Consider the following 21,272-nt stretch of genomic DNA (forward strand, 5'->3'; position numbering starts at 1 on the left):
GTGGTGAGGTGAAGCACCTGCTCGACCCGGGCGTCTTCGCGTGGGCCGCGGGGCTCCGGAAAACCGCCGCGAAAAAGGTGCTGGAAGCCTTCATCGAGGCCGGCCTGATCGACGCTGAAGGCAGCATCGTCGCGTGGAAAAAAAGGCAGTTTTCTTCAGATTTTTCAAAAAATCGCACAAAAACGTATCGCGAGCGTAAAGCTAACCCATTGGGACCAAACGATACTGACCCGCCCGGTGACGGCGGTGTGACGCCCTATAACAGAACAGAACAGAATATATACCCCCCTACCCCCCAAGAGGGGGGAGAGGGTGCGGCCCCGGCGGAGCCCAAGAAGGCCGATCCGCACCAGGCGGATTTTGCCGAGTGGTGGGGCGAGTACCCCCGCAAGGTGGGCAAGCCCGACGCGCTCAAGAAGTACCGAGCGGCCCGCAAGGATGGGGCAACCGTCGAGCAACTGGCCGAGGGGCTGCACCGCTGGAAGCGCTACTGGGACAGCCGGCGGCAGGAGCTCGACAAGATCCCGCACCCGGCGACGTGGCTGCACCAGCAACGCTACAACGATGATCCGGATGGCCGGGGCATGACCCCGGAGCAGGAGCGACGGCGGCGGCTTCTGGCGCTCGTGTCGTGAGGACCATCGACGAAATCACCCGGGACTGGGGCTTCAGGACGTGGCGCCACGGCAAGACGTGGACGACCTGCCCGAAGTGCTCGGCGACCCGCAAGCCGGCGCACCGCAAGGCGAAGTGCTGCCGTCTCACCGTGAACGAGACCTACGTCCGCTGGACGTGCCTGAACTGTGAGCACGAAGTCTATGAGCGACACGAAGAGGGTTCCCCTGACCAGTGGGCTGGCCCACGAGATCGAGGTGGCGCGCGGCATCCTGCCCGAGACACTGCACAAGCTGGGCGTGGAGCAGCGCGCCGGTCGTGGGTCTTCGGAGTGGATCGCGTTCACCTACAGGCAGCACGGCAAGCCCGTCGCGGCTAAGTACCGGCTCCTGGAGCCCAAGCGGTTCTTCGCCGAGGAAGGCGGGAAGACCTGCCTGTACAACTTCGACAGCCTGCTCTGCCGGCCGAGCCGGATCGTGATCACCGAGGGGGAGTTCGATGCGCTCGCGGTTGTTCAGGCTGGCACTGATGCGGTCGTTTCGGTGCCGACCGGGGCTCCAGGTGAGAACGAGGACGGCCCGCGCTCTGGCCGCTACAGCTACCTCGACGAGGCCAAGCCCTACCTGGACGCCGCGCGCGAGGTCATCCTGGCGACAGACGGTGACGCCAACGGCCAGCGGCTGGCGCGTGACCTGGCGCTGCGGATCGGCAAGGCTCGCTGCCGAGTGGTGGTTTATCCGGCCGGCTGCAAAGACCTCAACGACGTCCTGATCAACCACGGCCCGTCCGCGGTCGTCGCCTGCATCGAGGAAGCCCGCTGGTGCCGCGTCCCCGGCCTGGTCGAGATGGCCGAACTGCCCGAACTGGACGACCCGACCGTGCATCGCCTCGGCTTCAACGCGCTCGACAAGTCGCTGGGCTATCGCCGCGGTGACTTCTCCGTGCTCACCGGCATCCCCAGCCACGGCAAGACCACGTTCATGAACGACGTGGCCTGCCGGCTGATCGAGAAGCACCGGTGGCACGTCTGCTTCTGCTCGCCGGAGCAGACCCCGCAGACCGACCATCTGCGGGCGCTCACGACTTGGTATAGCCGCACCAAGACCCCGAGCCCGGAGCAGAAGCGCGAAGCGTTCGACTGGGTGAACCGGAACATGAGCTTCATCGTCACCCCCGACGAGTTCGACGAGGGGGAGGACGGCATGACCGTGGACTGGCTGATCGAGCGCATGGCCGCCAGCGTGATCCGCTACGGCACCGACCTGTTCGTGATCGACCCGTGGAACGAGCTGGACCATGCGCCGCCACGTGAGCAGTCGCTGACGCAGTACACCGGCTACGCTATCCGGAAGTTCAAGAAGTTCGCCAAGCACTACGATGTTCACGTGTGTGTCGTCGCCCACCCGGCTAAGATGATGCGCGAGAAGGGTGGGGAACTTCCGATGCCGACGCTGTATGACATCAGTGATAGCGCGCATTGGAACAACCGGACGGACCTCGGGATCATTGTGCACCGCACTGACGAGGGCAACGTGATCAAGGTCGCCAAATCCCGGTACTGGGATCAGATCGGGCCGACCGGATCGTACCTTGCCCAGTTCATTCCGAGCCAGGGCCGGTTCCATGTCCTGGAAGAGATCGTGAAGGATAACGGGTGATGCCTGAGATGGATCTGGGCTGGCTGACGAACATCCCCGAGCCGAAGTGGCCGGAGGTCAGCGCGTACCGGGAGGACAGCGAGCCGCACCGGCTCGTCCGCCTGCATCGGCTGTCAGGTCTGCTTGCGCTCGCGCTCCCGGCGGCCATGCCGAAGATCAAGGATCTTCACGACCACAAGGGCGAGCTGACCGTGACGTGGGTGCGATTGCCGACCGATCAGGAGCAGTCCGTGATCGACCACATCTGGTCGCAGTACTTCAACGAGATCGACGTCGAGCACGTCCTGCCCGGGATGTCGTGGCTGTGACCCCGCCCGACACAGTGCCGGGGGAGAGCCGGATTATGACAGATGGGGTGGTGGAGCTGGCGTTGGCCGAGTACGAGGCACTGTACCGGCAGGCGGCGGACGAGGGCATCAACTGGGAGTGCAGCGCGGCCGAGCAGGCTGCGGCCGACCGGGAGGTTGCTGACGCCTTGCAAGCCGCCCGAGCCGAGCTGGCGGCCCTGCGCGATCGGGAGCGGCGGCTGCGGGAGGCGTTGGAGACGATCGAGGATGAAGGCAGCGGCTGGGCCGTCACCGTCGCCCGCGCCGCCCTCGCTGCCGGCCAGCCCGCTAGCATGGATGCTCCGGCCGGTAACATGGATGGTAAGCCCGAGGGGCGGGAGGTGGAGCGGCGGACGTGGATCGCGATCAGGTCGGCGGAACGGGGATATGCGAGCCGGTACTCTGGCTGCTCGGGATGGAGCGACCTGCTTGACGCGCGTCTGATGGAGACCGCGCCGAGCTTGACGAACGCGAGCGTGCCAGACGCGGAGTTGGTCGACGTCGAGGTCATCGTCCGCCGCCGCGAGCCGCCCCGATGAGCGCCGGGCCGGGCGAGCTGCGGGCGCTGGAGCCTGGGCAGGTGTGGGTGCCGACGCGCTGCCTGCCAGAGCGCTCGTGCCAGGTCCTGAAGCTGGATGGCGGCTGGGTCGAGCTGGCCGTGCTGCCTGACCATGATGGCGCGACTGGTTACGTCACGCGCTGCCGGGTGGTGGACCAGCATCGCTGGATCGCCCGCCACGGCGCGGTGCTGGTGGAGGAGGGGAAATGAGCGGGTTCCGTATGCCGGACTTCACCCTGCTGGTTTGGTGCGCAGTGGTTGGGATTGTCGCGATTGTAGTCGGTGGGGCCGCTGCTTTGGCGTGGCTCGGCTACGTGTTGTTCCTGGGCTTGCAGGTGGCGTTCTCATGACCACCCCTGACCGGCCCGCGGTCGAGCGGCTGATCGAGGCGACGCTGGACGACCTGCGCTGGCTCAATGACGTGCGGCAGAAGCCGGTGATGATCACCAGCCAGGAGTGGCAGCGCCTACAGGAGAGGCGCGCCCTGGCCGAGGCGGCGCGGCGGGAGCGGGAGGCGGTCGAGAACGTCCGGCGGATCTCGGCACAGGCCAACGCCATCGCGCCGAAGACGCTCCAGCCATGAGCAGCGCCATCCTGCTGCTGATCGCCCGCGTGCGGCAGATCTGCGCCATGCCCAACTACGGCATCCACGAGAGCCCGAGCGTGAAGCCGGAGCTGATCGAGGCGGTGCTGGGCGACACCAAGGAGACGCCACCCAAATGAAGCCCCTCCTCGGCCGCGCCCTCTACCACATCGGCCACCGGCTCACCGTCCTGGGTCTGCAGCTGCAGCTCGGCATGGCGCGGTTCGATGCGGAGATCATGCTGATCACGCTGCACAGCAGCATGGCGGACGAGATCAGGAAGGCGGCGGAGATGGAGCGGGGATGAGCGAGCGAGGCCGGCCGCTTCTCGATGACGGCCAATACCTCACCAGGGCGGCAGCGCTTCTGTACGAGCGGCGGGCATCGTCTGTTCGCAGTGCCCTTTGCCAAGCCAAGCCTGGGTGTTCAGACGCTGACCTGCGTCGCCTGCAAAGGAAGTGGAAGGCCATGACAGACAAGCCTGCACACGTCGATCTTGAGGCGCTGACCAAGCTGGAGCGGCTGTTACTGGAGATCCTAGTGGATTCGGAGGCATCGGCTCGCCACGACCTGTACATGGAGCTCAACGGCGAACAGGCGCGGTTGCTTCGGTCCTTGGCTGAGGACGTGGCCCGAGAGCATGGCGTCTATGACAAGCTGAAGGGATTGGAGCGGCAGGAGCTGGCGGCGCTCAAGTGGCCCGCGAAGTACGCCTAGTCATCTCGACCACTGCCGCGACAGACGGCAGGGCAATCGACAGGGGGGCCACCTACCACTGGAGCCCGGATATGAGCAGCATCGCAGCGAAGAAGAGGGCCAAGCGCAAGCGGCTCGAGATCGAGCGGGCCAGGCCGAAGGCGACGGCTGAGACGGCATCGCAGATCACCAGCATTATGCGCCGGCACGAGGCGGACGCGGTCAGGGCGGACAAGCCCTATGCGGAGAAGCGGAAGGCGCTGGGCCAGGCCGCCATCGACTGGTTGTTCGACCGTGGGCACATCGACGAGGTATGCCGGTCGGCCGCCTGGGGCTTCCACGCCGACTGGCGCAGGGCCCAGCTCTGCCCGCGGACCACGGCCAGCTACCAGCCGCCCATGCCGCGCAACGGGGACGAGGAGCCTCTGGACCAGGTCGAGGCATACTCGCGCTACCGGTGGGTGCAGATCCGCCTGAGCGCAGAGGTGTGGCCGGTGCTGGAGGCCGTCGTGCTGCACTGCCAGCCGATCATGGACTGGATCGGGAGCAAGCGTGTGGAGCTCCTGGCCCTGCGCGCCGAGCGTAGCGCCTTGGTGACGCAGGTGATGGACCTGGGCGACCACCGCTCGCCCGATGCACGAGAGCAGGCCAACAGGCTCGGCGAGGAGATCCGCAAGCTGGACCACCAGATCACCCTCATCCTCGGCAGTCTCATGGACCGCAGGACTGCGGCCAACCTGTTGCAGCGGGGCCTCGATGAACTGGTGACGCTGCGGGGCGAGTACCACCGCAAGTACGGGTGACCACGAGATCTTGCCATTCTCCCCAAGCCGATGCATACACCTGCTATGCGGTCTGTACCGCCTGACGATCTCAGGCCCGGGCCGCTGCCCCCACGAGAGGCCCGCCCTGACCCGGCGGGCTTTCTGCGTTTCTGGAGCCCACCATGTCCAAGAAGGCCAAGCCGCACAGCATGAGCGGCCCCGAGACCCGTGACGTGCAGGACGCCACCGCAGGCGCGGACGCACCCGAGAGCCAGGCGGTGGAGCAGGTCGAGACGGGCCAGGACGCGGTGCACCCCGACCTCGCAGGCGACCAGCCGGGGACGGACTTCCGGGCGCCGGAGGACCGCGGCGAGCTGTACGTGAGCGAGGGCGAGGGGGGGTGAGGCCAAGCCGGTCGAGCGGGATGGGGTGGAGCCCGACTACAAGACCATCCTCGACGCGCTGCCCGAGCGGATCGCCACCCGGCTGGCGGACCACGGCGACCGGCTGCGGATGCGGACGGATGTCGAGCGGATCATCGGGGAGATGGTGGCGGAGGCCGCCGAGTAAGCATGTCGGCTGCGGTCTCCACGTCTCGGCCTTGGTCGAGCGAGGATGACGCGCGTCTGGTTGGGATGTTCAAGGCCGGGATGAAGTGGGCGGCCATAGCCCCTGAGATCGGACGGAGTGCTGGCGCTTGCAGCGCGCGGATGTCTGCCATCGGGCCCAGCCTGGGGTTGCAGAAGCGGCAGCCGAGCAATCGTGAATGGCGCCCGGAAGGGCCGAAGAGCCGGGAAGAGATCCTGGCTGACAAGCGGGCTTGGCGGGCCAAAAAGGCGAAGGAGAAGGGGCGCTTGACCCGTGAGGGGCTGTCCCATCCCGGGCCTCCGCCCAAGCCTTTCTGTGTGAAGTTCTGGGGCAGGATTGCGGAGGCGAACGCGCTCAAGGCGTTCAGGCAGTGGAGGCGACAGAACCCACTGCCGAAGGCCGAGCGAGATGAGGCCGCCTACTACCAAGCCCGCAAGGCAGCCGACCCTGAGGGGATGCGGTGGCGCGAGCGCCAGGCCAGGGCGAAGCGCAGGGCCAAGCTCAAGGGCGCGGTTACCTTGCAGATGGACAGCAGCGTCTACCATCGCTTGGTCACGCAGGCGGTCCATTGCGCCTACTGCGCAGGCATCCTGACCAAGGGCGTCCACGGCTCGAAAGCGCTGCCGACTACGGCAGTGATCGACCATGTGATCCCCCTGGCCAAAGGCGGGGCACATGATGAGTTCAACCTGGCTGTGTGCTGCTGGGCCTGCAACTCGGCCAAGCGGTCCATGATGCCGGCGGTGTGGGCAGCGAGGCTGGAGCCTGACATGGCCGCTCGTGTTGTCGAGATCGGGCGGCGGGCGATTACCAAGTCCAGGATCAATAGCGAGCGCGCATCGGCGGCGGTTAGGTCCGTTGTCCTTCATGCAGAGGCTTGCACTCCCGTCTAGGACTTATCCGGGTCCTGACCCTGGGATGGTGCCATGCGGGGGACGCGGGCCCCGGACTTTTCTAGCTATAAACTTTCCTAAAGGGGCGATAACAAGCAAATGGCCAAGGGATCTATTCTTAATAGGTCCGAGTTGGCCCGATTTTGCGGCGTTGCGCCCACGACGGTGGATGCCTGGCTCGCCGCGGGCTGCCCGCACTCCCGGAACGGCAAGAACCTCGTCCTGAACAGTGCCGAGGTCGTCTCCTGGCTGCGCAAGCGCGCCGCCGAAGAGGGGACGGGCGAAGACAACCTCGATCTGGCCAAGGAACGGGCGCGGCTCGCCAGGGAACAGGCCGACAAGGCGGCCATCGGCAACGCCCGGCTGCGTGGCGAGCTTCTGCCGGCCGACGACGTGGTGACGGGCTGGGAAGGCGCCATCATCCGGTGCCGGGAACTGCTCATGACGATCCCGGCGGCCCTGACCGACGAGATCATGGGGCTGGCAATGGCCGGCGACGGGCCGGGCATCCGCGCCTTGCTGGACGATCGCATCTGCAGTGCGCTGCACGAGCTGGCGAATACTGAAATCGAGAGTGACGACGAAGATACGGACAGCGCACCGGGCGACGAAGGCTAGCCTTTCCCGTGCGCTAGGTGCGTTCAGGCCCCCGGATCGCGTCTCCGTCTCCGAATGGGCCTGCCGCCATGTGGTGCTGCCGCCGGAAGAGACGGCCACGCCTGGTCGGTACCGGCTGACGCAGCATCGGTTCTGGGAGGAAGTGCTCGACGCCTGGGGCGACCCCGCCCTCGACGATGTGGCGATCAAGAAGTGCAGCCAGGTCGGCTGGACCACGCTGATCATGGCGATGATCGGCTATGCGGCGGACACCGACCCCGGCCGGATCATGATGGTCCTGCCCACGGTCGAGGATGCGGAGGACGCTTCCAAGGAACGGCTCGAGCCGCTGTTCGAGATCGCGCCGAAGTTCCGGGAGATGTTCGGGCTGCGCAAGTCGCGGACGGGCGCCAACACGATCACCAGCAAGCGGTACCGCGGCGGCGTGCTCAAGCTGGTGGGCGCGAACGCGCCTCGAGCACTGGCAAGCCGGCCGGTCAAGTGGCTGCTGATGGACGAGGTGGGCCGCTTCCCGATGTCGGCCGGCAAGGAGGGCGATCCGGTCCAGCTTGCCCGCAAGCGCACGGACACATTCCGCCGCAAGCGCCTGGGCAAGCGGGCCTACGGGTCGTCGCCGGGTATGGAACGGTCCTGCCGGATCTCGGCGCTGTACGAGGAAGGCGACCGCCGGCTCTGGCTGACGCCTTGCCCGCACTGCAAGGCCGATCTCGACCTGGATTTCTTCAAGCACATCCACTGGGACAAGGACGAGAACGGCAAGCATCGGCCGGAGACGGCGGTGTGCGTCTGCGACCATTGCGGCGGCGTGATGAGCGACTGGGAGCGGGTGGCCGCGGTGCAGCGGGGCCGCTGGGTGGCACAGTCGCCTGAGAAGCCGATGCGGTCCTACTGGGTCAAGGGGCTGATGAGCCCTTCGGCCACGCACGTGGCCCTCGCCCGCAAGTGGCTGGCCTGCACCACGGAAGAGCAGCGGCAGACCTTCTACAACACCGAGCTTGGCGAGACCTGGCGGGAGCGCGGCGAGAAGCCCGACGCCGAGCGGCTGTATGAGCGGCGGGAGACCTACCAGCGGGGCATCGTGCCGGCCGGCGCCGGCATCCTGACCCTGGGCGTGGACGTGCAGCGCGACCGGCTGGAGGCGACGGCGATCGCCTGGGGCCGCGGGCTGGAGAACTGGACGGTCGACCACTTTGTGCTGATGGGCGACCCTGACCGGGATGAGGTCTGGCTGCAGCTCGACGAACTGCGTGGGCGGCTCTGGGACAGCGAGGCCGGCGCCACCTTCCGGGTGGCGGCAACCGGCATCGACTCCGGCGGCCTGAGCACGCAGCGGGTCTACGCCTACTGCATGTCCCGGCGGGACCGGTCGCTGTACGCCACCAAGGGTTCGTCGACCTTCATGGCGCCGATGTGGCCGCAGCGTCCGCCCAAGCGGAAGAACGGCACGCAGGTCTGGGGCTGGAACAAGCCGGTCGAGATCGGGGTGAGCCTGATCAAGCGGGAACTGCACGCGGCGCTGAGCCTGCCCAAGCCGGAGCCGGGCGTCCCGGCGCCGCGCTACTGCCATTTCCCCGAGCTCGACCGCGAGCACTTCGAGCAGCTGACTGCCGAGGAAGAGATCACCCGCAAGGACACGCGGGGGTTCTCGCATCGGGCCTGGCACCTGACCCGGGCGCGCAACGAGGCTCTGGACACCTGGGCAATCAACCGTGCGCTGGCCGAGATGCTTGGCTTGGCGCGCTGGTCGGATCGGCAGTGGGATGCAGCGGTCGGCAAGGCAGCGCCTGACCAGCCTCCGCCGCCGTCGGAAACTCGCGTCCGCCCCTCGATGCAGGCCGAGCCGCCTCGTCGCGACGATGCGCCACCCACCCGGCCGCCCCCGCAGATGTCCGCTCGTGAACGGTCCCGGTTTGCCCGCCGCGTCGTCGGCCAGGGAGGGTTGTAATGGCTACGCTCTCCGAACTGCAGGCCCAGCGGGCGGCTCTGGCGAACTCGATCGCCTCGGGATCCCAGGAAGTGCGGGACCAATTCGGCCGGTACATCAAGTACCGATCCCTCGACGAGATGCGCTCGATCCTGTCCGACTTGGATAGCCAGATCGGGGCGCTTGCAGTGTCTCCTGTCCGGCGTACCCGGGCCGTGAAGCTCGTCTACGGCGGCCGGGACTACTGATGAGCGCCAAGCCCCGGATCCGAGTACAGGTCAAAGGCCAGCGGATTACCGATGAGCGCGCCCGCGAACTGATGGCGCCGAAGCCGACCAACGTGGTCCCATTCCCCGCCGCGGCCCGCCCGCGCAACGACTTCGACGCGACCAAGAGTCACCGACGGCTCAAGTCCTGGCAGCCAACCGGGACGAACCTCAACGAGCTTCTGGCGAGCGGCGGCGATCAGCTGGTGCGCCGGTCGCGCGACTTGGTGCGCAACAACGGCTATGCGGCGAACGGCAAGGAAGCATTCACGGCATCGGCGGTCGGCGCCGGCATCAAGCCTGCCAGCATGCACCCGGACAAGGAGGTCCGCCGGCTGCTTGGCGAGGCGTTCTACCGCTGGACGGATGAAAGCGATGCAGACGGCCTGACCGACTGGTACGGCCAGCAGGCGATGGTGGCGGGGGCGCTCTACGAGGCCGGCGAGATGTTCGCCCGTTTCCGACCGCGGCGCAGCGAAGACGGCCTGTCCGTGCCGCTTCAGGTCCAGTTGCTCGAAAGCGAGATGCTGCCCTGGGACAAGCGTGCCGACCAGCCGAAGATCCGGAACGGCATCGAGTTCTCCCCGATCGGCAAGCGGTCGACGTACCACTTCTACGCCGAACACCCCGGCTCCGGCGACTTCGGCGCCGCACTGGAGCGCCCGGTCAGCGCCAGCGAGGTCGCGCACGTCTTCAAGCCGATCCGGCCCGGCCAGATCCGCGGCGTGCCGTGGCTCACCCCGGCCATGATCATGCTCCGCTTCCTGGGCGACTACGACGACGCGGAACTGGCTCGCAAGCAGGCGGCAGCACTGTTCGCAGGCTTTATCACCGAGACCGACCGGGCCTTCTTCGGCGACGACTACGAGAGCGATCCGGACGACGATTCGGTGCTGGCCCCGGTCACGCCGATGACGTTCCACAAGCTCCGGCCCGGCGAGGACATCAAGTTCAGCGAGCCCGGTGACGTCGGGCAGCAATACGAGGCGTTCCAGTACCGCACGCTGTGCCAGATCTGCGCGGCGCTCGGCATCCCTTACCACCTGGTCACGGGTGACCTGCGGCAGGTCAACTATTCCAGCATTCGGGCCGGTATCGTCGACTTCAAGCGGCGGATCGAGCAGGTCCAGCACGGCGTCCTGGTGTTCCAGTTCTGCCGTCCGACCTGGGATCGCTGGGTGCCACTAGCCATGCAGAGCGTGCCCGAACTCCTGCCGTACCTGCCGGCCTACTTGAAGGACCCGAAGCCGTTCCATGCCGTGCGGTGGAAGACGCCGCGCTGGGAATGGGTCGACCCGCTCAAGGACCTGAAGGCCGAGCAGCTTGCGGTCGAGATGCGCGTGAAGGCTCGCAGCGACGTGATCGACGAGATGGGCGAGGACCCCGAAGTGGTCGATGCCCGGATCAAGGCCGACCAGGACCGGGCCGAAGCGCTCGGCATCGTGATCGAGTCCTCGCAGGTGCAGCCCGATCCAGAACCGCCGGAAGCCGCTCCGGCCCCGGCCCAGAGAGACTGATATGGCCAAGCGACGTTGGTTCGAGGCTCGCGCCACAGGCGAACGGGCCGCCGAAGTCATGATCTATGACGACATCGGCATGTGGGGCCTCCGCGCCAAGGACTTCATCGAGGAGGTGAAGGCGCTGGGCGACCTCGACAAGATCACTGTCGGGATCAACAGCTATGGCGGCGAAGTCTTCGACGGCCTGGCAATCTACAACTTCCTGAATCGCCAGAAGGGCGAGGTGGTCATCCGCGTGGATGGGCTGGCCGCGTCGATCGCCAGCGTGATCGCGATGGCTGGCGACGAGATCATCATGCCCGAGAACGCCATGATGATGATCCATGATCCGTCCGGCCTCGTCTGGGGCAGGGCGGATGACATGCGCGAGATGGCCGACGTCCTGGATAAGATGAAGGGCTCGCTCATCTCCGCCTACCGCGACAAGAGCGGCATGGAAGACGAAGAGATCGCACAGCTTATGCGGAACGAAACGTGGCTGGACGCTGCCGACGCCAAGAAGCGCGGCTTGGCCGACACGATCTCGAAGCCCGTCAGCATCACCAATCGCGCCGATCTCGGCGACCGCTTTTCCAACGTCCCGGCCGCCCTGGCCTGTGTGGACGGACCCCGCGGGGAATCTGCGGACCCACCTGCCAGCGAGGACATCATGGCAGACGACAAGAAGACGCCCCCGGCCGACGGCGCAAAGCCGGCCGATCTCGACGCGGCCATTGCCGAGGCGACCGCCAAGGCGAATGCCCGTGCCAGCCAGATCACCGCGCTGGCCACGATGGCCCATCGCGCTGGCTACGCGAACGCGATCGCCGACGCCACGGCTCTCATCGCGTCCAGCAAGGACATGGCCGAGATCCAGGCGCACTTCCTGGACAAGTCGGCTCGCGCCGAAGGCGAGGAGATCGACAACAAGCACGACGCCAGCCAGCCCCGCAACGACGGCAAGGCCGGCGGATACGGCAAGGCCAAGGCGTGGGGCGATCTCTACGCCAACATCGGCGCGCGCAACGGCCTGAAGTCCTGAGGAGCGGGCAATGACCACCTTCACCGAAACCCTGGGCATGCGAGCCGGCGAGTTCCTCGTCTCCGAGGCGAACGGCCACCGCTCGCGTGAGCACATCCTGATCCCGGAGAACCAGACGCTCGTGGCCGGGCAGGTGCTGGGCAAGATCACCACGGGCGCTGCCACCGCGGGTGCCGTGGTGGGGACTGGCAATGGCACCATGGGCGCCATCACGCTGGGCAAGAACGCGAAGCCCGGCGTTTACACGCTGCGCATCACCGAGGCGGCAGCCAATGCCGGCGCCTTCGAGGTCACCGACCCCGATGGCGACGTGGTGGGTACGGGCAACGTCGGCTCGGCTTTCACGAGCTCGCACCTGAGCTTCACGCTGGCCGACGGGTCGACCGACTTTGCCGCCGGAGCGACCATCCCGATCACGGTAGCGGCCGGGCTGGGCACCTACGTGCCCCTCGCTCCGTCGGCCACCAACGGTTCGCAGATCGCCGCCGCCATCCTCTGGGAGAAGCGGACCACCGGCGCTGGCGAAACCAAGCGCGCGGTCGGCATCGTCCGTGACGCCGAGTTCAACGCCGATCTCATCACCTGGCCGGAGGGAATCTCCGGCGGGGACAAGACCACCGCGCTCGCGCAGCTCGCCGCTGCCGGCCTGACCCCGCGCTGAGGAGGCCGGACCCATGGCAACGATGGACATCTTCAACGACGACGCCTTCTCCGCCGTCAACATGACCGACGCGGTGGACAAGATCCCCTATGCGCCGAGTTGGCTCGGCTCGCTCGGGATCTTCACCCCCCGACCGGTCGAGACCACCGACGTCGCGATCGAGCGACGCAGTGGCCGGCTGGAGCTGATCCCCACCTCCGAGCGCGGGGGGCCGCTGGTCGAGGGCAACCCGATCCGGCGCGACATCCGGTCGTTCCGGGCGCCGCGGATCGCCAAGGGCGAGACCCTGCAGGCGGCCAGCATCCAGAACGTGCGGGCGTTTGGTCGCGAGAGCGAACTGGAGCAGGTCCAGGCCAAGGTGGCGGAGATCAATGCCCGGACCATGGCCGACATGGAACTGACCTGGGAGCACATGCGCTTGGGTGCTGTCCAGGGCGTGGTGGCAGACGCCGATGGTTCCACCCTGTTCGACTGGTTCGACGCATGGGGCATCTCTCCGCCGGCCGAGATCGACTTCGACCTCGACAACCCGAGCCCGGCCTCGGGCGCACTGAAGCAGGCGTGCAACGATGTCATCCGCACCATGGTGCGGGCCGGCATGGGGGCGGTGACCACCACCACCCGCATCATCGGCCTCGCCGGCGACGACTTCTACGACTCCTTCACGAACCACTCCGAAGTTCGGGCGACCTACCTGAACCAGGCCGAGGCTTCCGACCTCCGGAACAACAACTCGCCGTTCACGACCTTCCGGTTCGGCGGGATCGACTGGATCAACTATCGCGGCACCGACGACAACAGCACCGTCGCCGTCGGCACCGACAAGGTGAAGTTCTTCCCGGTGGGGGCACCTGGCGTGTTCCAGGTGGCCTATGCTCCCGGCGAGAGCTTCGACTTCGTGAACCGGCCCGGTCGTCCGGTCTACAATATCCTGGTCAAGGATCAGGATCGCAACTTCTGGGTTCGCCCGGAGCTGTACAGCTATCCGCTGTTCTACTGCACGCGGCCGGAGATGCTGGCCCGCGGGAAGATGACCTGATCGGCCATCTTCATTGACCGCTGACGCGGGGCGCCCGAAGGCGCCCTTCGTCGTTTCTGGAGACGCCGATGTCCCTGCACAGCTTCAGCGGCAGCTTGATCGACTACGACTTCGCGTCGTTGGTCGTGCTCGACGCCGTTACTGGAAGCGCAGTGGCCACCGGCGTCATCACCGCCGGCCTCGTCCTGGTCGTGCCCGAGACCGCCGTGTGGCTGGTCGAGGATCCGGAGATCGAGGCTTCGGCGGAGACCGGTATCCTGCTGGCGCCTGGCGAGAAATTCGACCTAATCGTCTCCGAAGGCGGGCGTGTGAGTGTGCGCGCGGTCGACCAGGACGGCCCGGTCAAGATTCTTCCGGCGCGGCGCTCGTGAGCCCCTTCGAGGCCATGCTGGGCACGTTCTTCAACGGCGCCTTGTCGGCAGCAGTCACCTACACCCCGCAGGGCGGCGAGCCCGTCCAGGTCCGCGCATCGGTGGGCATCGTCGACCCGGTGATGGGCCCGGTGCGCGGCACCATGCTCCAGGCCAAGATCCTGAGCTTCGACTTCCTGCGCTCGGAACTGCCCACGGCACCCAAGCGCGGCGACACGATCGCCTACAACGGCGAGGTTTTCGGTGTGGCCGGGCCTGCCGAGCCGGACGCAGACGGGCTGGTCTGGCGGGTGCGGGCGAACCGCGGTGGCTAATGTCGTGATCTCCGGCCGCCGGCTGATCGCCTCGGTACGGAGCGATCTCGCGCGCGCGATGGCGCAGCATGGCCTGGCCGTCGCGAAGGAAATGGACCGGGCCGTCACAGAGCAGGCCGAGGTCACCAAGGCCCAGGCCCGGGTGAAGGCGTCCAGCACATTCGGCCCGCGCGTCTCGCGCACGATCGGCGCCGAGATCTATTCGAGCCAGAACAGCTCGAGCAACAAGCCGGGCGAGGCGTCCGCGACGATCTTCTCCCGCTGGATCCGCAAGACCGGGTCCAAGCGGTCCGACATCTGGAAAGCCTACGAAGAGGGCGCGATCATCCGCCCGGTGCTGGCCAAGCAGCTGCTGATCAACCTGGCCACCCGGCAGCGGCGCGGCTTCCGCGTGCCGTGGAAGAACAACCCGAAGTTCGCCCTGGTCCCGCTCGGGCAGGGCCGGAAGCTGATCACCCGTCGCGGCAAGAAAAACCAGGCATGGGGCCCGGAAGCCATGCTGGTCGACCAGGTGACCGTGAAGAAGCGGATCGACTTCGATGACGTTCGCCGCAATGCCGACCGCGGCCTCTACGAGCGCGTGATCGCGCGGCTGAACCGGCTCTGACCTTCCGACATGGCTGATCCCTTGTCCCGCCGCGAAGTCGCGATGGCGGCGGTGTTCGCACGTCTTCAGACCCTCGCCGAAGACTTCCCGACGATCGAGCGCTTCGGCAATTGGGCGGTGCCCGATTCCGCCCTGCCTGCGCTGGAGATGGAGGACGGCGAAGAGGAAGTCGTCGGCCGGCTGAGCAACCGTGTCGACAAGGTTGAGACGATGATCCGCCTGACGGTGACGGCGCGAGCCGCCTCGGATGCAGAGATCGGCCAGACCATCAACGCCGCGATTGCCAAGGTGCAGGCAGTCATGGGTGCCGAGCCGACTTTTGGCGGCGTCCTCCAGGATTGCCTCTATGAATCTTCGATGGGCCCGTTTCTGCCCGACGACCCCGGCGCGCCTCCGACTGCCTCCGTGGTCCTGATCTATCGCCTCCGCCGGATCCAGTCCGGCCGCGACCCCCGCGCCGTCGTCTGACGACGCCTCTCCCGCATCCCTGACAGCATAGGAGTCGCCTGATGGCCGACGCCCCCTTTCAGTCATTGAACCAGATGGTTCTGGCGAAGGAGGAGGCGTCCCCCGGCGTCGACTCCGCGCCGACCCCTGCAGCCAACGCCGTGCTGGTGGAGAACCCCAGCTGGACCCCGACCCTCAACACGGTGAACACGAACGAGGTGACGGGGTCGCTGGACGCTCGTGAGCCTCGCCCGGGTTCGGCGTCGGGCGCCATGAGCTTCGACGTCTACCTTAAGGGTGGTGGCGGCGGGGACGGCGCCATCCCGCCGGAGTTTGGCCCGCTCCTGAAGGCTTGCGGCTTTGCCGAGACCATCAACGCCACGGCGGTAACCGGCACCGCGGCGGCCGGCGCTACCGGCAGCATCACCCTGGCGGCCGGTGCTTCTGCGGTGAATAACTTCTACCGGGGGTTTGTTATTCAGACCTCCGGCGGCGCCGGTTCCGGCCAGACCCGGATGATCGCGGCCTACAACGGCACGACCAAGGTCGCGACCGTGACGCCGGAGTGGGATGTCGCGCCGGACGATACCACCGAGTACACCATCCCGAAGCAGGTCCGGTACTCGCCGAGCTCGTCGAACATCCCGACGCTCAGCATGTATCGGTACTTCATCCCGTCCGACAACGGCGACGCCCGTCTGGAGCGGCTGCTGGGTGCTGCTGGCAACGTGCGGATGTCGCTCAGCCCGTCCGAGCTGCCGCGGTTCTCGTTCGAGTTCCAAGGCCAGCTCGCGGCGCCGGCTGACGTCGCGAAGCCGGATCCGGCTGTCTACTCGACTGCGCAGGGCTATCCCTGGATCGATGCCGAGGTCTGGCAGGATAACAACAGCCTGGCCGCGTCCACGATCGAGTTGGACCTGGGCAACGAGGTCAACCTCCTGCCCGATCCCCGACAGGTCTACGGCTTCCAGACCGCGGGCATCACCCGGCGCCGCGTCGCCGGCCGGCTGTCCCTGCCGCTCGATCGAGTCAACAACCGCAACGTCATCAGCTCTTGGGCAGCAGGCACGGCCTACAAGCTGGCGACCTGGTGGGGGCCGTCGGCGGGACAGCGGTTCGCTATCCTCCTGCCCTCGATGATCTTCACCGGCATGACCGCCGAGGATGTCCAGGGCTACGCCTACGAAGGCATCCCCTTCAACGCGACGGGCGCCGACGCCTCCGCGTTCCTCGTGACCTGGTGAGAGTCGATATGAGCGTTATCATGGACAAGCGCATCGACGTGCCCAGCGTCGACCGCGAGGGCGTGGTCTATCACGTCCGTCCGCCTACGGTGGCGGAGCGCGCCTCTTTCCAGGCCGCGATCATCGCCGAAGGTGGGCAGGAGATCAGTAAGTACCGGCTCTTGGACGCCCTTATCGAGGGCGTGAACGCGCTGATGCCGTCCGATGAGGACAAGGAGCAGCGCGAGGCCTACCTGGCGCGGATCGACCAGCACCGGGCCGACGTGCTCAAGGCGGTCGAGGTCTATGACCAGAGCGACCAGGAAGACGAGAAGGTCCGGGAGGACTTCCTCAAGGCGGTCGCCACGCCGAAGGACATCGAGGAACTGGCCTCGATCGTGTCCGAGCACTACCAGCCCTATCGCCGGCTGGTTGGCGAGATGGCGGTCTATCCGCAGCGCGCCGGCATCGTCGCGGCGCGGATGTTTCTGATCGGCTGGAGCGGCCTGGACGAGCCTTTCACGAGGAAGTTGGGCAGGGTCGAGGACAGCACCCTCGAGCCGATCTCCCCGCGTGACCTGGCCGCCATCGGCGCCAAGGTGCGCGAGCTTGCCCAGCCGTCCAAGGCCACCCTGGGAAACTCGCGATCGGCGCGTGGTGGATCGCGCGCCCAAGAGCCTTCGCCGGTGGAGAGCGGTACACCAAAGAAAGCCCCGCGCCAGCCAAGCACGGCGGCTGGTGGTGCGAAGAGCTCCGAATAGGCACCAACGTCCACCCCAAGCACCTCGTCACCGCTGACACCATGCTGATCATTCAGATGGCGCAGATGTGGCGGGGTGGCATGGGGTCACCGGTGATGCCGCGGGCAGGGGGCTGGCTAGACCAGCCGGCCGCCCTGATCGACTGCATCCACTATGCAGCCGACTGCCTGGCGAAGCTGGAGCCCAAGAAGAAGACGTAGACAGGCTGTGAACGTCCCGCTTTCCTGTTCTGATAAAGATCAGGGGGCGACATGGAAGATCAGCTCTACGTTGTGGTTGTCATCGCAGCCCTTACCGCTTGGCTGGCATTCCGGATTTGGAGGAGAAGGCGCCGGCCCAGGACTTTGAGGCGAGCACCCGGCCCCGCTGTGACGCAGGTGATCGCCAATGAGCGTGAAGACGATGAGCCATCGGGGCAGATCATTGCGCCAAGGCTGGATCAAGGCCCCCTGAAAATCTTCGAGACGGCTGCCGGGCTCATGGTTCTCATTGAGGTAGCCCGAGCAGACGGACGGATGACCGCTGAAGAGCGGGCAGTCATTCTGAGATACATCTACCAGCGAGCCGGGATGGACTATGATGCAGCTCCATGGAAGGCACGAAGAGTTGAAGATCGTATAATGGCGCTCAGGCCAACTTGGGCGCAATTCGAAGACGATCTAGCTGCCTTAAAGGCCGAACCGCCCTCGACGAGGGGTGACTTCATTCAGGTGTGTGAAAAATTGGCGCGTGCCGATGGGGCAACTCGGCAGCAGGAGATGCGGATTCTGCAGAAGGTCAGGTCCGAGCTGGAGAGCTAGTGCTCGCCCTCAGGAATTGAGGCATTGTCCTGATCATTGGACTGGGGGCCACTGGCCTGAACCCTGCGCTTAGCAAGGCCCTCGCTGACGAAGAGCCTCACCACCTCGCCTCGGCTACCAATGCGGTTCGCGAACCGAAAGTCATCAAGTGCCCGCACTTCCGACGGGGACATCATGATGGTGACGCGCTCTGACTTTAGCTCCTGGGTCATGACGGCTTGATAAACTTTATCAAGTTGCACGTCAAGCCGCTTGACCCAAGCCCGTATGTTTATCAAGTTAGGGGCAGGCCAGCGTCAGAGTACCAGTCCGACGCCGGCCCTAACCACCAACCGATGGAGTGCATCGGTCATGGCTGAGGCCACTTTTACCAGTTCTCGCCGCACACTTCTTGGGCGAATGGGCGCCGCGTCGGTGATCGGCGTCACAGGCACAGCAGCAGCGGCACCTACCCACCAAGGCAGCGCGCTGCGGTCTCTCATCCTCCAGTGGCAGGAGGCGATTGACGCTTGGCAGATCGAGAACCGGATCGATGAGGACAGCGACGCGACGGAAGCAAAGCGCCAGGTCTGGACTGACCTGGAAGAGCGGATCTTCCGCACCCCGGCCCGATCGGCGGACGATCTCCGGCTCAAGATCGACTTCTACCGCCGTGAAGATCCGCTCGACGATGATGACTGGCTGGTCGGGATCTTCGGTGACGTGGAGCGGCTTCTGCTGATGGGAGGCGTGGCATGAGCGACCTCATTCCCGAGATTGACGCCACCCGCCAGCCGGTCGTGTTCATTCGCGAGGGCGAGGTCTTCGCGAACAGTCGGACGGTTTCCACTGCCTTCGACAAGCACCACAGGGATGTGCTTCGGGCGATCGATACCCTGGTTCAGCAGGAGCCCAGCTTGGGTCTGCGCAGTTTTGCGCAGACCCCCTACCTCGAACCGACCACCGGTCAGGAGTACCGGTCATTCGACATGAACCGCGACGGCTTCACCCTCCTGGCCATGGGCTTCACCGGTGCCAAGGCCCTGAAGTGGAAGCTGCGGTACATCGAGGCGTTCAACGCGCTCGAAGCAGAGGTCCGCTCCCGGCTGTCGGCCGACCTCAACGATCCGGTCGCCCTGCGCAACTTGCTCCTGGCTCACACCGAGCGGGAGATCGCGATGCAAGCCCAGATCACGGAAATGAAGCCGACCGTCGACGCCTTCGACCGGATCGCTGGCGCGGATGGCAGCCTGATCGTGCGAGAGACCGCCAAGGCTCTCCAGATCCGAGAGAAGGATCTGATCAGCTACCTGATGCAGAACGGCTGGGCCTACCGGCGAAACGGCAGCGGGCATCTCTTGGGCTATCAGGCCAAGACCGCTGCCGGACTGATCGTGCACAAGGTGACGACCATCTCGCAGCCGGATGGGAGCGAGCGCGTGACGGAGCAGATGCGCATCACGCCCAAGGGCCTGACCAAGCTGGCGAAGATCTTCGGCAGCGGCGAGGCGCCCGACCTGCCGTTCGGGCCGAGCTGACCCTTCAAGCCCTTCCTTCCTCCATTCAGGCCGTCCTTCGGGGCGGCCTTTTCCTTTGGAGTCCGCCCATGACTACTGAGAAGCCCGCCAGCTAATGGCTGGTGTTGCCCGCGCAGTAGAGATCCGCCTTGCGATCAAGGATGCGGATCAGGCTGTCCAGAAGCTGCGCGAGTTCGGGGCGCGGGGCGAGCAGGCGCTTCGCCAGATCGTCACCGCTTCCAAGCCGGCCGACGATTCGCTGCTGAAGATCGACAAGAGCCTCGACCGCCTGGGCAAGACGGCGAGCTCGGTGCGTGGCGCGCTGGGCATCGTGCAGACGGCGCTGGCCGGCATGGTGGTCGGCAACCTCGTCCAGGGGCTGTTCGATACGGCCACCGGCTTCGAGCGCATGAGCAATGCGCTCAAGTTCGCGACGGGCTCCAGCGCCGAAGCCAGTGCGGCCATGAGCTTCCTGCGGTCGGAATCGCAGCGGCTTGGCCTGGATCTCGGTGTTGCGGGCGAGAGCTTCACCAAGCTGGCGGCTGCTGCCAAGGGCACGGCGCTCGAAGGCGCTGCCACCCGAGACGCCTTCACGGCCATTTCCGAGGCCTCCACGGTTCTTGGGCTGTCGGCTGACCAGACCGGCGGCGCCATCACCGCCCTTGAGCAGATGATCTCGAAAGGCAAGGTCAGCGCGGAAGAACTGCGCGGCCAGTTGGGCGAGCGGTTGCCTGGCGCCTTCCAGATCGCCGCACGGGCGATGGGCGTCACCACTGTCGAACTCGACAAGATGCTCTCGCAGGGGCAGGTGCTGACTGACACCTTCCTGCCCAAGTTCGCCCGCGAGCTGCGCAACACGTTTGCCGGCGACGCGGTGGACGCCTCCAAGTCCGCCCAGGCCGAGCTCAACCGCTTCAACAACGCGATCCGCGAGCTTCAGCTCGAGGTGGGCAAGAGCGGATTGATGGATGCGCTGGTCCTCGGAATGCAGAACCTCTCCGGGGTGATGCGCGATCCGCGGTTCCTCGCCGGCATCCGGGACGCAGGCGAGGGAATGAAGTCGCTCCTGGTCCTGATGCGGGATGTTGGCCTGCCGGTCCTGGCGGAGTCGGCGCGTGGCTGGGGCTATGTGGCAGAAGCCATCGGCCTGGTGCGCGACCGGATCCAGGACAATTTCTCGATCGAGAACCAGCTGGCCGACAAGCAGCGCGAGCTCATCGAGCTGACCCAGCAGCTGCGGAACGAGGAAGAATCCTGGCTCAGCACCGACGCGATCCAGGAGGACATGCGGGCGCGGATCGAGCTGCTCCGGCAGGAGATCGATGCGCTGGTGGCCAGGGGGCATGCCGAAGCCGCGGCAGCGCAGGCATCGGCGGCAGCCGAGCGTGACCGGCTGATTGTCCAGACCGAGACCAATCGGCGGTTGGAAGCGCAGCGCCGGCAGGCACAGCAGGAGTACGAGACCGCGCGGAATGCGCCGGTCGCTTCGGGCTCGTCCACCCTGGACAAGGATGCCGAGCGC

At 66.3% G+C, this 21,272-nt stretch carries 31 protein-coding genes and 1 pseudogene; all 32 read left to right on the plus strand.

Going from position 1 to position 21,272, the window contains the following annotated elements:
* Nucleotides 1–635: pseudogene (locus tag VNS22_RS18765) on the plus strand (hypothetical protein); the annotation flags it as partial.
* A gap of 237 nt (nt 636–872) precedes the next feature.
* Nucleotides 873–2,273, plus strand: coding sequence for a bifunctional DNA primase/helicase (locus VNS22_RS18770; RefSeq protein ID WP_325735106.1), 1,401 nt, complete (start codon nt 873–875; stop codon nt 2,271–2,273).
* Nucleotides 2,273–2,581: a hypothetical protein gene (locus VNS22_RS18775; protein WP_325735108.1), complete on the plus strand. Its 309-nt coding sequence runs from the start codon at nt 2,273–2,275 to the stop codon at nt 2,579–2,581. Before VNS22_RS18770 ends, VNS22_RS18775 begins: the two co-directional genes overlap by 1 nt.
* 62 nt (nt 2,582–2,643) lie before the next feature.
* The gene (locus tag VNS22_RS18780) at nt 2,644–3,138 is read left to right on the plus strand and encodes a hypothetical protein (RefSeq protein ID WP_325735110.1); all 495 of its coding nucleotides are present in this window, start codon (nt 2,644–2,646) and stop codon (nt 3,136–3,138) included.
* Nucleotides 3,135–3,368 (plus strand): hypothetical protein, encoded by a 234-nt coding sequence (locus VNS22_RS18785; protein ID WP_325735112.1) that lies wholly within the window; start codon nt 3,135–3,137, stop codon nt 3,366–3,368. Before VNS22_RS18780 ends, VNS22_RS18785 begins: the two co-directional genes overlap by 4 nt.
* The gene (locus VNS22_RS18790) at nt 3,365–3,508 is read left to right on the plus strand and encodes a hypothetical protein (RefSeq protein ID WP_325735114.1); all 144 of its coding nucleotides are present in this window, start codon (nt 3,365–3,367) and stop codon (nt 3,506–3,508) included. The genes VNS22_RS18785 and VNS22_RS18790 overlap by 4 nt, the downstream gene beginning before the upstream one ends.
* Entirely contained in the window at nt 3,505–3,741 is a 237-nt protein-coding gene (locus tag VNS22_RS18795; protein ID WP_325735116.1) for a hypothetical protein, read from the plus strand. Before VNS22_RS18790 ends, VNS22_RS18795 begins: the two co-directional genes overlap by 4 nt.
* Nucleotides 3,738–3,881, plus strand: a complete 144-nt coding sequence (locus VNS22_RS18800) for a hypothetical protein (RefSeq protein ID WP_325735118.1) — start codon at nt 3,738–3,740, stop codon at nt 3,879–3,881. Before VNS22_RS18795 ends, VNS22_RS18800 begins: the two co-directional genes overlap by 4 nt.
* The gene (locus tag VNS22_RS18805) at nt 3,878–4,048 is read left to right on the plus strand and encodes a hypothetical protein (RefSeq protein WP_325735120.1); all 171 of its coding nucleotides are present in this window, start codon (nt 3,878–3,880) and stop codon (nt 4,046–4,048) included. Before VNS22_RS18800 ends, VNS22_RS18805 begins: the two co-directional genes overlap by 4 nt.
* On the plus strand, nt 4,045–4,458 hold the full coding sequence (locus VNS22_RS18810; RefSeq protein WP_325735122.1) for a hypothetical protein: 414 nt from the start codon (nt 4,045–4,047) through the stop codon (nt 4,456–4,458). Before VNS22_RS18805 ends, VNS22_RS18810 begins: the two co-directional genes overlap by 4 nt.
* A gap of 71 nt (nt 4,459–4,529) precedes the next feature.
* A complete protein-coding gene (locus VNS22_RS18815; RefSeq protein WP_325735124.1) occupies nt 4,530–5,240 on the plus strand; it encodes a hypothetical protein in 711 nt (236 codons plus the stop codon).
* Between the two features lie 143 nt (nt 5,241–5,383).
* Complete coding sequence (locus tag VNS22_RS18820; RefSeq protein WP_325735126.1) at nt 5,384–5,605, plus strand: hypothetical protein; 222 nt, start codon at nt 5,384–5,386, stop codon at nt 5,603–5,605.
* A gap of 25 nt (nt 5,606–5,630) precedes the next feature.
* Nucleotides 5,631–5,771, plus strand: coding sequence for a hypothetical protein (locus tag VNS22_RS18825; protein ID WP_325735128.1), 141 nt, complete (start codon nt 5,631–5,633; stop codon nt 5,769–5,771).
* A 140-nt stretch (nt 5,772–5,911) separates the two neighbouring features.
* Nucleotides 5,912–6,682 carry an HNH endonuclease gene (locus VNS22_RS18830; RefSeq protein ID WP_325735130.1) on the plus strand — a complete coding sequence of 257 codons (771 nt, stop codon included), beginning with the start codon at nt 5,912–5,914 and terminating at the stop codon, nt 6,680–6,682.
* A 99-nt stretch (nt 6,683–6,781) separates the two neighbouring features.
* Nucleotides 6,782–7,300, plus strand: coding sequence for a terminase small subunit (locus tag VNS22_RS18835; RefSeq protein ID WP_325735132.1), 519 nt, complete (start codon nt 6,782–6,784; stop codon nt 7,298–7,300).
* Complete coding sequence (locus VNS22_RS18840; RefSeq protein ID WP_325735134.1) at nt 7,221–9,245, plus strand: phage terminase large subunit family protein; 2,025 nt, start codon at nt 7,221–7,223, stop codon at nt 9,243–9,245. Before VNS22_RS18835 ends, VNS22_RS18840 begins: the two co-directional genes overlap by 80 nt.
* A complete protein-coding gene (locus VNS22_RS18845) occupies nt 9,245–9,472 on the plus strand; it encodes a phage head-tail joining protein (RefSeq protein ID WP_325735136.1) in 228 nt (75 codons plus the stop codon). The genes VNS22_RS18840 and VNS22_RS18845 overlap by 1 nt, the downstream gene beginning before the upstream one ends.
* A complete protein-coding gene (locus tag VNS22_RS18850) occupies nt 9,472–11,007 on the plus strand; it encodes a phage portal protein (protein WP_325735138.1) in 1,536 nt (511 codons plus the stop codon). Before VNS22_RS18845 ends, VNS22_RS18850 begins: the two co-directional genes overlap by 1 nt.
* A gap of 1 nt (nt 11,008) precedes the next feature.
* Nucleotides 11,009–12,031 carry a head maturation protease, ClpP-related gene (locus tag VNS22_RS18855; protein ID WP_325735140.1) on the plus strand — a complete coding sequence of 341 codons (1,023 nt, stop codon included), beginning with the start codon at nt 11,009–11,011 and terminating at the stop codon, nt 12,029–12,031.
* Between the two features lie 10 nt (nt 12,032–12,041).
* On the plus strand, nt 12,042–12,692 hold the full coding sequence (locus tag VNS22_RS18860) for a head decoration protein (RefSeq protein WP_325735142.1): 651 nt from the start codon (nt 12,042–12,044) through the stop codon (nt 12,690–12,692).
* 13 nt (nt 12,693–12,705) lie between these two features.
* On the plus strand, nt 12,706–13,731 hold the full coding sequence (locus VNS22_RS18865; protein WP_325735144.1) for a major capsid protein: 1,026 nt from the start codon (nt 12,706–12,708) through the stop codon (nt 13,729–13,731).
* A gap of 68 nt (nt 13,732–13,799) precedes the next feature.
* Nucleotides 13,800–14,102, plus strand: a complete 303-nt coding sequence (locus tag VNS22_RS18870) for a hypothetical protein (protein ID WP_325735146.1) — start codon at nt 13,800–13,802, stop codon at nt 14,100–14,102.
* Nucleotides 14,099–14,416, plus strand: coding sequence for a head-tail joining protein (locus VNS22_RS18875; RefSeq protein WP_325735148.1), 318 nt, complete (start codon nt 14,099–14,101; stop codon nt 14,414–14,416). The genes VNS22_RS18870 and VNS22_RS18875 overlap by 4 nt, the downstream gene beginning before the upstream one ends.
* A gap of 4 nt (nt 14,417–14,420) precedes the next feature.
* Nucleotides 14,421–15,023: a hypothetical protein gene (locus VNS22_RS18880; RefSeq protein ID WP_325735150.1), complete on the plus strand. Its 603-nt coding sequence runs from the start codon at nt 14,421–14,423 to the stop codon at nt 15,021–15,023.
* Nucleotides 15,024–15,065: 42 nt separating this feature from the next.
* Nucleotides 15,066–15,491, plus strand: a complete 426-nt coding sequence (locus VNS22_RS18885; RefSeq protein ID WP_325735152.1) for a hypothetical protein — start codon at nt 15,066–15,068, stop codon at nt 15,489–15,491.
* A 41-nt stretch (nt 15,492–15,532) separates the two neighbouring features.
* Entirely contained in the window at nt 15,533–16,714 is a 1,182-nt protein-coding gene (locus VNS22_RS18890; RefSeq protein WP_325735153.1) for a hypothetical protein, read from the plus strand.
* Nucleotides 16,715–16,734: 20 nt separating this feature from the next.
* Nucleotides 16,735–17,454, plus strand: coding sequence for a hypothetical protein (locus tag VNS22_RS18895; RefSeq protein WP_325735155.1), 720 nt, complete (start codon nt 16,735–16,737; stop codon nt 17,452–17,454).
* A gap of 41 nt (nt 17,455–17,495) precedes the next feature.
* Complete coding sequence (locus VNS22_RS18900; RefSeq protein ID WP_325735157.1) at nt 17,496–17,654, plus strand: hypothetical protein; 159 nt, start codon at nt 17,496–17,498, stop codon at nt 17,652–17,654.
* A 51-nt stretch (nt 17,655–17,705) separates the two neighbouring features.
* Nucleotides 17,706–18,254, plus strand: a complete 549-nt coding sequence (locus VNS22_RS18905) for a TerB family tellurite resistance protein (RefSeq protein WP_325735159.1) — start codon at nt 17,706–17,708, stop codon at nt 18,252–18,254.
* A 351-nt stretch (nt 18,255–18,605) separates the two neighbouring features.
* On the plus strand, nt 18,606–18,992 hold the full coding sequence (locus VNS22_RS18910; protein ID WP_325735161.1) for a hypothetical protein: 387 nt from the start codon (nt 18,606–18,608) through the stop codon (nt 18,990–18,992).
* Nucleotides 18,989–19,771, plus strand: coding sequence for a phage regulatory protein/antirepressor Ant (locus tag VNS22_RS18915; RefSeq protein WP_325735163.1), 783 nt, complete (start codon nt 18,989–18,991; stop codon nt 19,769–19,771). Before VNS22_RS18910 ends, VNS22_RS18915 begins: the two co-directional genes overlap by 4 nt.
* Before the next feature lie 94 nt (nt 19,772–19,865).
* On the plus strand, nt 19,866–21,272 hold a 1,407-nt coding region (locus VNS22_RS18920), incomplete at its 3' end, for a tape measure protein (RefSeq protein ID WP_325735165.1).

The organism is Geminicoccus sp., from assembly GCF_035556675.1.
In the GTDB taxonomy this organism is placed as follows: domain Bacteria; phylum Pseudomonadota; class Alphaproteobacteria; order Geminicoccales; family Geminicoccaceae; genus Geminicoccus.